This window comes from Rhodococcus sp. NPDC003383, assembly GCF_053589115.1.
Genome location: NZ_JBSFRG010000002.1, coordinates 40125 through 54450 on the forward strand (window position 1 = coordinate 40125; position 14326 = coordinate 54450).

The window sequence follows — 14326 nt, forward strand, 5'->3', positions numbered from 1 at the left end:
GGTCTGTCCTGGGCTGGTCAGGTCGTGACGTCGCCACCATCATCGGCACGCGACACGGCCGGCACGCACGTGGAGGGTGCACTGTGACCGCCCCGACCGCGCATGCTTCCCTCGACGAGGTGCTGGGTGCCGCCGACGGCCGCTATTTCGGACGCGGCTACAAGAACGTGAACCACGATCTCATCGACCTGGATCTGGGCCGATCCACCGGGCCGGGAACCGAGCACCGCGCCGTCGCGGTTCTCGACTACCCCCGAGGCTGGTCGGAGAAGGGTTCGACAGAACTCGTCCCGCACGTGTCGTTCGTCGACACGGTGGCACTGGCCGCGTCACTGCTCGAAGCCGGACTGAGCCATGCGCGCAGACTCGAACCGGACGAGCAGGCCCGCATCTGGGTGGCGCATGCCAAGATCACTGCCGGAACACGGCCGGAGGATGACCTGCTCCGCATCCCGGTCTCGGCGGTCGTGACCGGCGTCGCGCCGCCTCTGGACGGCACCGTCGCGACCACCGCGACCTTCCGGGTCGGCCGGCTCCGGGGAACGATGACACTGATCCACCCGGTCGGAGCAGGGGAGAAGTACGGCAGCGGTACGGACCGGGTACCCGGACCGTCGGCGGCGACGGTGTCGCCGTTCTATCTCGGTGGATACAAGTCGCACACTCTCACCGCGCGGGACCTCATCGTCGAGGACGACTCCGTCACCGCGACCGTGGAGATCGACATCGACACCACTACTGCCTTCGGCGGCGCCGAAACCGCGTGGCCTCGGTCGATTTCGGTGATCGATGCCGTGCTCGGTGCCGCGCAGTTGTCCCAGGTGCTGCTCCACGGTCTCGACGGCGTCGACCGCACCACGAACAACGCGCTGTGTATGCGGAATCTGGAACTCGTCGCGGCCGGACCCGATCGCGACGCCCGCCGGCCGTTCCGCGGACAGGTGCGGGTGCGGCGACTGTCGACGATCGATCGGGGAGAAGCCATCTGGCGTAGTGCCGATCTTGCGATCACCGACTTCGGTGGCGTCACCGGCTCCTGTCTGCTCGCCCACCGGTTGCCGACGCGAGGAGATCGCTCGTGACCGCGCGGATCGCCGTGCTGGGATCCGACCCGGCCGCAACGGAGGAAGGTGCTCAGCCGGTGACTCACCCACGCGCGCCGAGAAACTGACCGGCGGACGTCGGCACTTCGGCACTGGGGGGTGCCGAAGTGCCGACAGGACGGAAGGTTCCGCCGGTCTCACGCAAGCAGTCGGTACAACCCGATGAGGCCGACGACGACGATGACGCCGCGCAGCGCGGCCGGGGACAGTCGACGGCCGTATCGTGATCCCAGCGCCCCGCCGATCAGTGAGCCGACCGCGATGACGCCGGCGACCGCCCAGTTGATCCGGTCGAACGCGACGAGCGTGTAGGTGGTCGCCGAGACGATGTTGACCAGCAGGGAGAGCAGGTTCTTCGCCGCGTTCTGCCGCTGGATGTTGTCGTGCAGCAGCGCCCCGAACAGTCCCATGAGCAGAATGCCCTGTGCCGCAGTGAAGTAGCCGCCGTAGACGCCGACCGCGAACGTCCCTGCGACGAGGATCGACAGGCGCACCGGGCCGATGTGCTCGTCGGCGGTTCCGCCCGCCCGCTTCAGCACCCACTTCTGCAGCTTCGGTTGCAGCACCACGAGTGTCAGCGCCAGCACCATGAGCACGGGCACGATCGTCTCGAATGCCGACTCCGGCAGGTGCAACAGCAACCACGCCCCGAGCATGGCACCCGACAGCGACGCGGGGATCTGCCACCGCAACCGCGGCCACTGCCCGCGCAGTTCGCGTCGATAGCCCCATGTGCTCGACACCCCACCGGCGACGAGCCCGACCGCGTTCGACATCGTCGCGGTCACCGGTGGTACCCCGAACGCGACGAGGGTCGGGAACGTGATGAGGGTGCCGGAGCCGACGAGGGCATTGATCGCGCCGGCACCCAGACCGGCCAGGGCGACGAGGAACAGTTCGAACGCAGTCACCGACCGCAGTCTACGGATGGGCTGCCGTCGACCTTCACCGTCCACCCCTGCACCCGGTGTCCTCATCCCGGGTGACGTGGACGAGGGGGTGAAATCCGGGGTGTGTTCGAATCATCCGGATTTCAATCAGTGACCCGGACGGCGCTCGGGCCCAATCTCTTGTTCTACGGTCGCCGCTCCCGAGGGGACCGAGGGAAGGTCCGACCATGAGCAGCAACGAGCGCGCGTCCTGGCGCCGACGGCACATCGATCTGTGCCGCGGCGGGCTGTGCCGCTGTCGCTGTCGCTGACAGTCCGGTCCCCATATCCGACCTTCCGGGATATTCCCCCGTCCAGTTCGAAAGGCACCCCCATGTCTGCAGTGTCCGGCAGGCCGGCGTGAGCGCGCCGACCCGCAACCGTCCCGCGCCGACGCCGGCCGACGACGTCGACGACGGCGATCTCGTCGTCGCACGTACCCCGCATCCGTGGCGCTGGGTGATCAGCATCGCGGTGCTGGTCGTCGTCGCGCAGTTCCTGCACGGCCTCGCCACCAACCCCGGCTGGGACTGGGCGACCTTCGCCCGCTACTTCACCGCCGAATCCGTGCTGGCGGCGCTGTGGATGACGGTGAAGCTGACCCTGTGGGGCAGTATTCTGGGTTTCGGTCTCGGCGTGTTGCTCGCCGTCTCACGGCTGTCGAACAACCCGGTGCTGCAGGTCATTTCGTGGATCTACATCTGGGCGTTCCGCTCGATTCCCCTGATCGTGCAGCTGCTGTTCTGGTTCAACATCGCGTACCTGTATCAGACGCTGTCGCTGGGTATTCCGTTCGGGCCGAGCTTCTTCGAGTTCAACGTGACCGGCGTGATCTCCGGCTTCACCGCCGCGGTGATCGGCCTGGCCCTGCACCAGGCCGCCTACTCCGCGGAGATCATCCGCGCCGGCATCATCTCCGTCGATCACGGACAGATCGAGGCGGCCAACGCCCTCGGCATCCCGCGGTACCGACAGTTCGTCAAAATCGTCCTGCCGCAGGCGATGCGCGCGATCCTGCCCAACGCCGCCAACGAGGTCATCAGCCTGTTCAAGGGCACCTCGATCGTCTCCACGATGGCGATCGCCGAATTGTTCTACCAGGTCCAGGTGATCTTCGGGCGCAACGGCCGGGTGGTGCCGCTGCTCATGGTCGCCACCGTCTGGTACATCCTGCTCACCACCGTGCTGTCCATCATCCAGTACTACGTCGAGCGTCACTACGCCCGCGGCTCGGCGCGTGACCTGCCGCTCACTCCGCGTCAGAAGCTGCTGGCCAAGTACCGCGAGATCCGTGATGCCGGGATCGGCACGCCGAGGGGAGCGACCAAATGACCACGATCGAAGATCCGCAGGTCCACGCAGTCGACGTGCGCGGCGTCCACAAGTCCTTCGGCGCCCTCAAGGTGCTCGAGGGCGTCGACCTGCAGGTTCGCAAGGGCGAGGTGACGGTGATCCTCGGGCCGTCCGGGTCCGGGAAGTCCACGCTGTTGCGTACCCTCAACCACCTGGAGAAGGTCGATCGCGGCACCATCCGCATCGACGGTGAGCTCATCGGCTACCGCCGTCGCGGCAACAAGCTGTACGAGCTGCGTCCGCGCGAGATTCTGCGCCAGCGCTCCCGGATCGGCTTCGTCTTCCAGAACTTCAATCTGTTCCCGCATCTGACCGCGCTCGAGAACGTGATCGAGGCGCCGTTGTCGGCGCAGAAGCGTGAACGCGCCGAGGTGGAGGCCGAAGCCCGGGAACTGCTCTGCCGCGTCGGTGTCGGGGACAAGGTCCACGACTACCCGAAGCAGCTGTCGGGTGGGCAGCAGCAACGCGTCGCGATCGCCCGCGCGCTGGCGCTGCGCCCGGCCGTGATCCTGTTCGACGAACCGACTTCCGCGCTCGACCCCGAACTCGTCGGCGAGGTTCTCGACGTGATCCGCGACCTCGCCGCCGACGGTGCAACCCTCGTGATCGTCACCCACGAGATCGGATTCGCCCGCGAGGTCGCCGACACCGTCGTGTTCATGGACGGCGGCGTCATCGTCGAGCAGGGCCCACCCGCCGACGTCCTCGAACGACCCAGCCACGACCGCACCCGGGCATTCCTGTCCCGGGTGCTCTGAAAACCCCTTACACCGAAGATTTCCGGAAGGACACGATGTCAGCCCCCACCCGCCCCACGAGGCTGTTCGCCTCGGCCCTGACCGCCGTCGCCCTGTTCGCCGGCGCGGCGTGCAGCTCGGGCGACCCCGAGTCGGACGCCGCGACCGCGGCCGGATACAACCTCAGCGCGGACCAGAACCGCATCACCACCGACGAGGTTCCCGAGATCGCCGCGAAGGTCCCGCAGGCCATCCGCGACCGCGGCACCCTGATCGTGACCGGGTCCGCAGGCACGGCACCGCCCCTGCGGTTCTACGCCGACGACGACAAGACGATCATCGGTTCCGAGACGGACTTCGCGTACCTCATCGGCGACGTGCTCGGTCTGGAGATCGAACTGACCGCGGCGGACTGGGCGCAGAACTTCGTGCGCATCGACTCCGGTGAGGCCGACACCTTCATCTCCAACGTGACCGTCACCGAGGAACGCAAGGAGAAGTACGACTTCGCCACCTACCGTCTCGACAGCCTTGCCGTGGAGGTGAAGAAGGGCAGTGGCATCACGTTCGACGGCCCGAAGGACATCGCAGGTCTGAAGGTCGGTGTCTCGTCCGGCACCAACCAGGAGGAGCTGCTCGTCCAGTGGAACGAGCAGAACGTCGCGGCCGGGCTCGAACCCGCCGAGATCCTCTACTACCAGAACGCAACCGACTACTACCTCGCGCTCGGCTCCGGCCGCATCGACGCGTACGTCGGGCCCAACCCGTCGTCGTCGTTCCATGCCATCCAATCCGGCGAGACCGAGGTCGTCGGCACGTTCTCCGGTGCAGGAGACGCCCTGCAGGGGGAGATCGCGGTGCTGACGAAGAAGGACAACGGCCTGGTCGGCCCGATCAACGAGGCGCTGAACCACATCATCGAGAATGGCACGTACGCACAGGTTCTCGAACGCTGGGGCATTTCGAGCGAGGCGGTCGAGTCCTCGCGGATCAACCCGCCCGGCCTGCCGAAGAAGCCTGCGCAGTAGCGAAACCCGGAGGAATCGATGAGTCGCATTCAGGGCCGCGCCGACGTGGTGATCGTCGGCGGCGGTGTCGTCGGGTCGGCAGCGGCCTGGCGCCTGAGCGAACGCGGCCGGTCGGTCGTGCTGCTCGAACAGTTCGATCCGGGACACCGCCACGGCGCTTCGCACGGCAGTTCGCGCATCTACCGGCAGGCGTACGACGGGGAGTTCTACACCGGTCTGGCCGCGCGGGCGCTGCCGCTGTGGCGTGCCCTCGAGGACGCCACGGGCACGTCGGTTCTCACGCTCACCGGCGCCGTCGACCACGGTCTTCCCGCCGCGCTCGCGGCCAAGGCGAACGCGTTGGCCGCGCTCGGGATCCCGCACGAGCTGCTGGATCCGGCCGAGGCGGGACGGCGTTGGCCCGGAATCCGATTCGACACCCGGGTCCTGCACCACCCCGACGCCGGCCGGTTGCACGCCGACCGGTCGGTGCAGGCCCTGAACCGGGCTGCGGCCGATGCGGGAGCGGATATCCGGCACGGCGTGGCGGTACACGGAATCAGAAGCACCGCAACCGGTGTCGAGGTCGTCACCGACGGGACGACGATTCCGGCCGCACACGTCATCGTCGCGGCCGGCGCGTGGACCCGATCGCTGCTCGCCGATGCGCAGCTCGACGTCGTGCCGGAACTGCCGCGACTGCGCACCACGCAGGAACAACCCGCGCACTTCGTGCCGATCGTCGCGGACTGGCCGAGCTTCGTGCATCATCGTGGCGCCGGACTCACCGGAGAAGGCATCTACGGGCTCGGTTCCGAGGACGGCATCAAGATCGGTGAGCACGGTACGGGACCGGTGGTGGAACCCGAAACTCGGGACTACAGGCCCGATCCCGCCGGTGTCGAGCGGCTCGTCGACTACGCGACCGCGTGGCTGCCCGGCGTCGACCTCGGCTCCGTCGTCGCCGACACCTGCCTCTACACGACGACCCCGGACAGTAATTTCGTCGTCGACCGGGTCGGTGAGGTGACCGTGGCGGCCGGATTCTCCGGGCACGGTTTCAAGTTCGCGCCGGTGATCGGGGAGCTCGTCGCCGATCTCGTCGACGGCAGGAGCCGAGCTCTCGAACCCTTCCGGTTCGGTGCCCGGCAGGCGGTGGCCGCGCGATGAGCGAAACCCGCCGCCTGCAGGTCCTTCGGGTGGCGCAGGACGACCCGCTCGCCCTGCCATTGCTCACCGAACTCGCCGTCGAGTACAGCACTCGCTACGAACGGCCGTTCGAGGAGCAGTTCGAGGACCTGACCACCCATCCCGGTGAGGAATTCGCGCCGCCGCACGGCGCGTTGCTGGTCCTCGTCGAGGACGGTGAACCCGTCGCCGGGGGAGCGTTCCGCCGCTACGACGAGCACACCGCCGAGCTCAAACGCATCTGGACCTCCGCTCGGCACCGGCGGCGCGGGCTCGGCCGTCTCGTCCTCGACGAACTCGAGGGCGAGGCGGTGCGGCGCGGCTATTCCCGCATCTACCTGACCACCGGGTGGCGCCAGCCGGAAGCGGTCGCGCTCTATCTGGCGGCGGGCTACACCGCCCTGTTCGACCCGTCCGTTCCGGCCGAGGAGATCGGCCCGCACCCGTTCGAGAAGTATCTGCGCTGATCCACCCAGGCGCCGGCGGCGGCAGCGGTACCGTCGAAACATGCTCGAACCGATCCGAGACCTGCCCGACGGCGTCCTCGGCTTCGAGGCCGTCGGACGAATCGAAGCATCCGACTACGAGAACATTCTGATGCCCGCGGTGCGCGAGGTCTGCGACCGGGGTGGGAAGATCCGGATCGTCCTGGTGTTCGAGCGCTTCGACGGTTTGTCCCCCGGAGCGATGTGGGACGACTTCCGGCTCGGTGCCGAGCACGTCACCCGCTGGGAACGGATCGCGCTGGTCACGGACCTCGACTGGATGATCACCGTCATGTCCCTGTTCGGCTGGTTGACGCCCGGGGAGTTCAAGCGTTTCCCGCTGTCCGAGCGCGACGCCGCGATCGAGTGGGCGGCCGGAACCGCCGCCTGAACCCGGTTCGACGGCACGCAATTCGCGCCACCTCGAGAAAAAGGGGTGTTCGGGCTGTGCCGGGGCGTTCAGGTTCGGGCAAGAACCATCCAGAGCGACCGAGACACCTGGCTCGACGACGTCGCAGCAACCGTTGCCTTCTGGTGAGCAAACGTGAGCACGCCCTGTTTGCTTCGCCATCAGGCAGCCTCACCTTCCGGTGAGACGGTCCCGGTCCGACCGACAGTGTCGTGCTGGGTTGACGCTTCAACGCCTGCTGCCTTGTCCGCTCCCGCGGATCGGGTCTTGCGCGTGGCTCCACGTCCGTCCCCACCCGAATCGGTGGCGGCCGGGCTACTCCCGGTACCGGTCCCCGTATCACCCGTGCGGTGGGTCTCGCCGAGGCGGGCGAGGTTGATCGCGGCGTTGCGATCACGATCGATCGTCAGGCCGCAGTGCTCACACACATACGTCCGGTCCGCGAGCGTCAGGTTTGGTTGTCGCCTGCCACATCCCGAACACGTTTTCGATGATGGGTACCAGCGGCCGGCCTCCACCAGCGTCGAGCCGTATCAACCGGTCTTGTAGCCGAGCATCCGCCGAATTTCGGCCAGGGCCGCATCGGCGAGCGCCCGGTTCAGGCCCTTCTTCCGGCTGCCACCGGCCGAACGCATCCCGGACGCGTTCAACGTCTCCACCACGATCACCCGATGGCGTTGCGCCAGCGCGGTGGTGGCCGCGACGGCAGTGACTGACTTTGTCGCCGAAAAGGTTTCGATCACCGTGACGGAAAGGGTATTCCGGGGATCGGGAGGTCGCTACCGTCTGCATCGACCGCTGAGATCCGCACCGAATCCACCTGCCTTCCGCCCGGCGGCATCGTTTGCGTCATGCCGCCGGAGCCATGTCCAGATCACGGAGCCCGTCGTTGTCCATCTCGTCCTCTTCTGCGTCCCGGCTCGTCGTCACGGCGGCCGCAACGGCCGTGCTGGGAGCAGCACTGACCGCGTGCGGCTCCGGCGCCGCGGCGAACTCGGAACCCACCGGGGATCCGCAGCCCGGCGGCACCCTGCGGTACGGACTGTCGCAGGCACCCACCTGCGCGGATCCTGCCCAGGCCGGCACGAACCAGACCATCTACGTCGCCCGGCAGGTCGTCGACTCGCTCACCGACCAGGATCCCGAAACCGGTGAGATCGTGCCGTGGCTGGCCGAGAGCTGGGAATCGAACGGCGACGGCACACAGTTCACCTTCCGCCTCAAGGAAGGCGTCACGTTCAGCGACGGCACCCCGCTCACCGCGGAATCGGTGAAGAAGAACTTCGACGCGATCGTGAACACCCTCGGCGGGGTCAAGGCACCGCAGGCCGTCGGCTATCTTTCCGGGTACACCGGCACCACGGTCGTCGACGACCGCACTGCACAGGTGACCTTCTCGGCGCCGAACGCGCCGTTCCTGCAGGCCACGGCCAGCCATCAGCTCGGTCTGCTCTCGGAGGCGGACACCGCGAAGAGCGCCGAGGAGCGCTGCGCGGGTGAGCTTTCCGGCACCGGGCCGTTCGTGTACGAGGACTACCAGCAGGACAAGTCCGCGACGCTCGTCAAGCGGGCCGGATACTCGTGGGGGTCCGAGGCGTTCGGGCACGACGGTGAGGCCTACCTCGACCGCATCGAATTCACCGTCGTGCCCGAATCCGGGGTCCGCACCGGCTCGCTCGCCTCCGGGCAGCTCGACGCGATCTCCGATGCGCTCCCGCAGGACGCCCCGCAGATCGAAGGTGCCGGTGGCCGCATCCTCACTACGCCGAACCCGGGCATTCCGTTCGGATTCCAGCCCAACGTCAGTCGCGGTCTCCTCGCCGATCCGGCCGTCCGGAGCGCAGTGATTCCGGCGATCAACCGGCAGGAACTCGTCGACACCGTCCTCGGTCCCGACTTCCGCCCCGCCACCAGCACCCTCGCGTCCGCGACCCCCGCTTACGTCGAGCTCGCCGACGTCACCTACGACCCGCAGAAGGCCGAGAAGATCCTCGACGACGCGGGCTGGGTGCCCGGCCCCGACGGGATCCGCGTCAAAGACGGGCAACGCCTGAGCTTCCCGGTGCTCTTCAGCTCCGTGTTCGCGGGCAACCAGGCCATTCTCGAACTGGTGCAGCAGCAGCTGCGCGCCGTGGGCATCGACCTGCAGCTCGACCTCGTCTCCACTCCGGAGACCACCGCCCGTCAGAACGCCGGCGACTACGAGGCGTCCTACTACAACAGCACCCGCGCCGACGGCGACATCCTGCGCACCGCCTTCGGGCTGCAAGGCCGCAACATCAACCAGCGTGGCCCGATCCCCGCGCTCGACGACGTGCTGAACCGTCAGCTGTCCACGACGGATCCGGCTGCCCGTGCCGAACTCATCGGGCAGGCGCAGCAGCTCGTGCTCGACAACGGCCTGTGGATCCCGACCGTCGAACTGTCGCAGGCGATCGGCGCCGGACCGAACGTGGCAGACCTGAAGTTCGAGGCCTCCGCCCGGCTGCAGTTCTTCGACACCTGGCTGAGCGAGTAGATCATGGTGCGCTACCTCGGGTTTCGCGTGCTCCAGGCGGTCGGTGTGCTGTGGGCTGCGTTCACGGTGTCGTTCGCGGTGCTCTACCTGTTGCCGTCCGATCCGGTGAGCATCGCGGCCGGTGCCGACGCCGGCACCCCCGTCGACGCCGCGGCGATCGAACAGCTCCAGGCGCGGTACGGTCTCGACCAGCCGGTCGCGGTGCAGTACTGGAACGCGCTGAGTCACGCGGTCCGAGGTGACTTCGGCATCTCCATCTCCACCGGGCAGCAGGTGACCGACGCGATCGCCGCCGCCCTGCCGAGCACTCTCGTACTGGCCGGCACCGCGTTGGTACTGGCCCTGGTGTTCGGCACGGCGGTCGCGTTCCTCGCCACCTACACCCGTGCCGGGTGGGTGCGGAGCCTGCTGTTCTCGCTTCCCCCTCTCGGTGTGGCGGTGCCGACCTTCTGGGTGGGTCTGATTCTGCTGCAACTGTTCTCGTTCCGGCTGAAGCTGTTCCCCGCATTCGGAGATCAGGGCATCGAACACGTGATCCTTCCGGCGATCACGCTGGCGTTGCCCACCGGCGCGGTGATCGCGCAGGTCCTCGCGACGAGCCTGCAGTCGACCTGGCGGCAGCCGTTCATCGAAGCCGCACGGGCGAAAGGCGCATCACGGCTGCGCATCCAGACACGGCACGCGCTGAGACTGTCGAGCATCCCGGCCTTCACGATCGCCGGCGTCATCGTCGGCAATCTGCTGGCCGGATCGGTGGTCGTCGAGACGGTGTTCTCCCGCGCCGGGATCGGGCGCCTCACCCAGATGTCGGTGATGGCGCAGGACATTCCCGTCGTGCAGGGCATCGTCGTGTTCTCGGCGACGGTGTTCGTGCTCGTGAACCTCGCCGTCGACCTGCTCTACCCCCTCGTCGACCCGCGTATCACGCACGGCGGCAGCCGCGGTGGCGCTGCCGTCCCGACGGAGGAAGACCCGACCCACGACGACACCCTCCTGGAGGTGGAGGCACGTGTCTGACACGCTGATCCTCGAGACGGTACCGACAACCTCGCCGAAGCCGGATCCGGTCTCGCCCAGGACGTTCCGTATCTCGTCCGTCGTGACCTGGCTGCGACGCAATGCCGTGGTCGCGGTCTCCGCGGTCGTGCTGCTCCTCGCCGTCGGCTTCGCCTTGTTCCCTTCGATTTTCGCCTCCGGGGACCCGCTGCGGGGAGTGCCGGCCGAGAAGCTGCAGGGACCGAGCGTCGCGCACTGGTTCGGCACCGACAACCTCGGCCGCGACGTCTACACCCGCGTCGTGCACGGCGCCGGGCTGTCGCTCACCGCGACCCTCGTCGCCGTCGGGATCGCCCTGGTGGTCGGCTCGCTCGTCGGTCTGCTCTCGGGCGCCCTCGGCGGCGGCGTCGACGCGGTCCTCATGCGCATCGTCGACGTGCTGCTGTCGATCCCGGCCCTGCTGCTGTCGCTCGCGCTGGTGACGGCGCTCGGCTTCGGCACGATGAACGTCGCGATCGCGGTCGGTGTGAGCCTCGTGGCGAACTTCGCCCGGGTCATGCGGTCGGAGGTGCTGCGCGTCCGCAAGGCCCTGTACGTCGAGGCGGCCTTCGCGTGCGGCGTCCGGTGGCACACCGTGCTCCGCCGGCACGTACTGCGCAACTCGTACGCACCCGTCACCGCGCTCGCAGCCGTGGAATTCGGCATGGCGGTGCTCGCCGTCTCGTCGCTGAGCTTCCTCGGGTTCGGTGCCGTCCCGCCCACTCCCGAGTGGGGGTCGCTCATCTCGGAGGGACGCAACTATCTCGCCGCGGCGTGGTGGATGACGACGCTGCCGGGCCTGGTCATCGTGGCCGTCGTGCTCTCCGCACACCGCGTCGGTCACGCCATCGAGGACAGGAGCGCGCGATGACCCTGCTCGAGGTCCGCGACCTGCAGGTCGCCTACGGATCGGCCCGCGAACCGGTGGTCGCGGTGGACGGCATCGACCTCACCGTGGCACGCGGCGAGGTGGTCGCGGTGGTCGGCGAATCCGGTTCGGGCAAGTCCACGACCGCCCAGGCGATCATCGGGTTGCTCGCCGGCACCGGACGCGTCACCGGAGGATCGGTGACCTTCGACGGCACCCGGCTGAACGACCTGTCGGAGCGGGCCTTCGAACGCATTCGCGGCGCTCGCATCGGGTTCGTTCCCCAGGACCCCACGACCTCGCTCAATCCCGTCCTCCGCGTCGGCGACCAGGTCGCCGAGGTGCTGCGCATCCACGGTCTCGCCGACCGGCGCACCGCGAGGATCGAAACACTGCGCATCCTCGAGGAGGCCGGGCTCGACGATCCTGCGCTGCGCGCGAAGCAGTACCCGCAGGAACTGTCCGGCGGGCAGCGCCAGCGCGTGCTCATCGGCATCGCCCTCGCGTGCCGCCCGGACCTGGTCATCGCCGACGAACCGACCAGCGCGCTCGACGTGACGGTGCAGCGCCGCATCCTCGACCACCTCGACGCACGGATCGCCGAGACCGGGACCGCGGTTCTGCTCATCACCCACGACTTGGGGGTCGCAGCGGACCGCGCCGACCGAATCGTCGTGATGAAGAGCGGGAGGGTCGTCGAAACCGGACCTGCCGCACAGGTACTCGACGACCCGCAGCACGAGTACACGCGCTCGCTCATCGCGGCGGCACCGAGCCTTGCGGACGCGCCGCAACGCCCCGCGCTGCGCAAGGCCGCCCCGATCCTCACGGTCTCGAACGTGTCGAAGACGTTCCGCATCGACCGGAAGTCCGCGCTGCACGCCGTGCGCGACGTCTCGTTCGAGGTGCCTCGCGGCGGCACCCTGTCGCTGGTCGGCGAGTCCGGATCCGGCAAGTCCACCGTCTCGCGGATCGCGATCCGGCTCGAGACGCCCACCTCGGGCGAGGTGCGGTTCGACGGTGACGACATCACCGGCCTCCGCGGACACGCACTGCGGGCGTTGCGCCGCCGGGTGCAGATCGTCCACCAGAACCCGTACGCGTCGCTCGATCCGAAACTGCGGATCCGCGACATCGTCGCCGAACCGCTCGACGCGTTCGGCATCGGCACACGAGCCGAGCGCGCCCAACACGTCGCACGCCTCCTCGATCAGGTGGCACTGTCGACGGCGCACCTGAACCGCAAACCCGCGGAGCTGTCGGGAGGGCAACGGCAGCGCGTCGCCATCGCCCGGGCGCTCGCGCTGCAACCCGACCTCCTCGTGCTCGACGAACCGGTCTCGGCGCTCGACGTGTCGGTCCAGGCACAGATCCTCGACCTGCTCACCGCGCTGCAGACCGAACTCGGGCTCAGCTACCTGTTCATCTCACACGACCTCGCCGTCGTCCGGCAGATCAGCGACACCGTCGCTGTGATGCGCGCCGGCCGGGTCGTCGAATACGGCTCCACCGCAGAAATTTTCGACAACCCACAGCGCGAGTACACCCAGACGTTGCTCGAGGCCATCCCCGGGAAGGTCCATCATGTCCGATAATTCAGAGTTGTTGCTGGCCGTCGAATTCGCCGGCACCGGTATCCACCCGTCGTCGTGGCGCCGCGACGATTCGCGCGCCGAGGAATTGTTCACCGCCCGCTACTGGGCCGATCTCGTCGGCGCCGCAGATCGCGCGGGCGTGGACTTCGCGTTCTTCCCGGACACCTTCGGTGTCACCTCGGACGCGAGCACCGTGCGCGGCCGGCTCGAAGCCGTGGGGCTCGCCGCGCGTCTCACCGCGGCCACCACCCGCATCGGGCTCGTCCCCACCGCGACCGTCACCCACACCGAACCGTTCCACGTCGCCAAGGCGATCCAGACCGTCGACCACACTACGCTCGGTCGCGCGGGCTGGGAGGTCGCGGTGACGCCGGGCGCCGGGCCGATCGCGTTGTTCGGCCGCAAGGACGAGCAGGACACCGCGTCGCTGTGGGCCGAAGCCGCCGAGGCCGCCGAGGTCGCGGCGCGACTGTGGGACAGCTGGGAGGACGACGCCGAGATCCGCGACGTCGCCACCGGCCGCTTCATCGACCGGGACAAGGTTCACTACATCGATTTCGTCGGCGAGTACTTCTCCGTCAAGGGATCGTCCATCGTACCGAGGTCGCCGCAGGGGCAACCGTTGGTCGCGGTGACGGTCACCGGCGACGAATCGTTCGAATTCGCCGCGAAGCGAGCAGATCTCGTGCGCATCCGGGCAACGGATGCCGAGGCTGCGGCCGATCTCACCACCCGTATCCGGGCCGCTGCGGGGGACCGTCCGGTCCTCGTCCTGCTCGACGTCGACCTGCTGCTCGCCGCCACCGACGCCGACGCGGCCGCCGACCTCGCGCAACTCGAGGCGTGGGCCGGAGCGCCGTACGTCTCCGACACGATCGTCCACGTGGGCACCGCCGCCGGAGCCGTCGAGCTCCTGGGAGACATCCGGGGCGTGAACGGGGTGACGCTGCGACCGCTCGCTCTGCCGTCGACCCTGCCGCGGCTCGTCGAGAACGTCCTGCCCGTCATTCGTCCCGTGGTCGCGCCCGCAACCGGAACCCTCCGCGACCGGCTCGGTCTGCCCCGTCCCGCCAATCGTTTCGCTTCCGCTCACTGAAGG

At 68.3% G+C, this 14326-nt stretch carries 15 protein-coding genes; 12 read left to right on the plus strand and 3 right to left on the minus strand.

The genetic code is table 11. The features are described 5' to 3' along the window. Positions 1–83 precede the first annotated feature (83 nt). A complete protein-coding gene (locus ACWDTS_RS02110) occupies positions 84–1082 on the plus strand; it encodes an AvrD family protein (RefSeq protein ID WP_450117482.1) in 999 nt (332 codons plus the stop codon). Between the two features lie 158 nt (positions 1083–1240). Here the strand turns inward: ACWDTS_RS02110 and ACWDTS_RS02115 are convergent, their stop codons facing one another. Continuing rightward, complete coding sequence (locus ACWDTS_RS02115; protein ID WP_450117483.1) at positions 1241–2014, minus strand: sulfite exporter TauE/SafE family protein; 774 nt, start codon at positions 2012–2014, stop codon at positions 1241–1243. Between the two features lie 378 nt (positions 2015–2392). Here ACWDTS_RS02115 and ACWDTS_RS02120 point away from each other — a divergent pair, with 378 nt between their 5' ends. Genes ACWDTS_RS02120 through ACWDTS_RS02145 form a run of 6 tightly spaced genes read left to right on the plus strand, consistent with a single transcriptional unit; the run spans position 2393 to position 7193 of the window. Continuing rightward, positions 2393–3364, plus strand: coding sequence for an amino acid ABC transporter permease (locus ACWDTS_RS02120; protein WP_197250319.1), 972 nt, complete (start codon positions 2393–2395; stop codon positions 3362–3364). Beyond that, a complete protein-coding gene (locus tag ACWDTS_RS02125; protein ID WP_450117484.1) occupies positions 3361–4143 on the plus strand; it encodes an amino acid ABC transporter ATP-binding protein in 783 nt (260 codons plus the stop codon). The genes ACWDTS_RS02120 and ACWDTS_RS02125 overlap by 4 nt, the downstream gene beginning before the upstream one ends. A 35-nt stretch (positions 4144–4178) precedes the next feature. Continuing rightward, positions 4179–5150: an ABC transporter substrate-binding protein gene (locus ACWDTS_RS02130; protein WP_450117485.1), complete on the plus strand. Its 972-nt coding sequence runs from the start codon at positions 4179–4181 to the stop codon at positions 5148–5150. A gap of 18 nt (positions 5151–5168) precedes the next feature. Next, positions 5169–6299, plus strand: coding sequence for an N-methyl-L-tryptophan oxidase (gene solA, locus ACWDTS_RS02135; protein WP_450117486.1), 1131 nt, complete (start codon positions 5169–5171; stop codon positions 6297–6299). Beyond that, on the plus strand, positions 6296–6784 hold the full coding sequence (locus tag ACWDTS_RS02140) for a GNAT family N-acetyltransferase (protein ID WP_197250315.1): 489 nt from the start codon (positions 6296–6298) through the stop codon (positions 6782–6784). Before solA ends, ACWDTS_RS02140 begins: the two co-directional genes overlap by 4 nt. Positions 6785–6824: 40 nt before the next feature. Continuing rightward, positions 6825–7193 carry an STAS/SEC14 domain-containing protein gene (locus tag ACWDTS_RS02145; protein ID WP_450117487.1) on the plus strand — a complete coding sequence of 123 codons (369 nt, stop codon included), beginning with the start codon at positions 6825–6827 and terminating at the stop codon, positions 7191–7193. A 179-nt stretch (positions 7194–7372) separates the two neighbouring features. Here ACWDTS_RS02145 and ACWDTS_RS02150 read toward each other — a convergent pair whose 3' ends face one another. Further along, positions 7373–7732, minus strand: coding sequence for a zinc ribbon domain-containing protein (locus tag ACWDTS_RS02150; protein ID WP_450117604.1), 360 nt, complete (start codon positions 7730–7732; stop codon positions 7373–7375). Between the two features lie 12 nt (positions 7733–7744). Next, positions 7745–7954: a hypothetical protein gene (locus ACWDTS_RS02155; protein WP_231609818.1), complete on the minus strand. Its 210-nt coding sequence runs from the start codon at positions 7952–7954 to the stop codon at positions 7745–7747. A gap of 146 nt (positions 7955–8100) precedes the next feature. Here ACWDTS_RS02155 and ACWDTS_RS02160 point away from each other — a divergent pair, with 146 nt between their 5' ends. From ACWDTS_RS02160 to ACWDTS_RS02180, 5 genes are read left to right on the plus strand one after another with little or no spacing between them, the layout of a single operon-like run. Further along, on the plus strand, positions 8101–9729 hold the full coding sequence (locus ACWDTS_RS02160) for an ABC transporter substrate-binding protein (RefSeq protein ID WP_450117488.1): 1629 nt from the start codon (positions 8101–8103) through the stop codon (positions 9727–9729). A gap of 3 nt (positions 9730–9732) precedes the next feature. Continuing rightward, positions 9733–10746 carry an ABC transporter permease gene (locus ACWDTS_RS02165; protein WP_450117489.1) on the plus strand — a complete coding sequence of 338 codons (1014 nt, stop codon included), beginning with the start codon at positions 9733–9735 and terminating at the stop codon, positions 10744–10746. Further along, complete coding sequence (locus ACWDTS_RS02170; RefSeq protein WP_450117490.1) at positions 10739–11635, plus strand: ABC transporter permease; 897 nt, start codon at positions 10739–10741, stop codon at positions 11633–11635. Before ACWDTS_RS02165 ends, ACWDTS_RS02170 begins: the two co-directional genes overlap by 8 nt. Further along, a complete protein-coding gene (locus ACWDTS_RS02175; RefSeq protein ID WP_450117491.1) occupies positions 11632–13227 on the plus strand; it encodes a dipeptide ABC transporter ATP-binding protein in 1596 nt (531 codons plus the stop codon). Before ACWDTS_RS02170 ends, ACWDTS_RS02175 begins: the two co-directional genes overlap by 4 nt. Next, positions 13217–14323: an LLM class flavin-dependent oxidoreductase gene (locus tag ACWDTS_RS02180; RefSeq protein WP_450117492.1), complete on the plus strand. Its 1107-nt coding sequence runs from the start codon at positions 13217–13219 to the stop codon at positions 14321–14323. Before ACWDTS_RS02175 ends, ACWDTS_RS02180 begins: the two co-directional genes overlap by 11 nt. Positions 14324–14326: the final 3 nt, after the last annotated feature.

What these genes read in the sequence shown, in the direction of transcription:
- ACWDTS_RS02130 (WP_450117485.1), top strand. Translation starts at nt 4,179, where the DNA reads ATGTCAGCCCCCACCCGCCCCACGAGGCTGTTCGCCTCGGCCCTGACC.
- ACWDTS_RS02180 (WP_450117492.1), top strand. Translation starts at nt 13,217, where the DNA reads ATGTCCGATAATTCAGAGTTGTTGCTGGCCGTCGAATTCGCCGGCACC.
- ACWDTS_RS02125 (WP_450117484.1), top strand. Translation starts at nt 3,361, where the DNA reads ATGACCACGATCGAAGATCCGCAGGTCCACGCAGTCGACGTGCGCGGC.
- ACWDTS_RS02140 (WP_197250315.1), top strand. Translation starts at nt 6,296, where the DNA reads ATGAGCGAAACCCGCCGCCTGCAGGTCCTTCGGGTGGCGCAGGACGAC.
- ACWDTS_RS02165 (WP_450117489.1), top strand. Translation starts at nt 9,733, where the DNA reads ATGGTGCGCTACCTCGGGTTTCGCGTGCTCCAGGCGGTCGGTGTGCTG.
- solA (WP_450117486.1), top strand. Translation starts at nt 5,169, where the DNA reads ATGAGTCGCATTCAGGGCCGCGCCGACGTGGTGATCGTCGGCGGCGGT.
- ACWDTS_RS02145 (WP_450117487.1), top strand. Translation starts at nt 6,825, where the DNA reads ATGCTCGAACCGATCCGAGACCTGCCCGACGGCGTCCTCGGCTTCGAG.
- ACWDTS_RS02175 (WP_450117491.1), top strand. Translation starts at nt 11,632, where the DNA reads ATGACCCTGCTCGAGGTCCGCGACCTGCAGGTCGCCTACGGATCGGCC.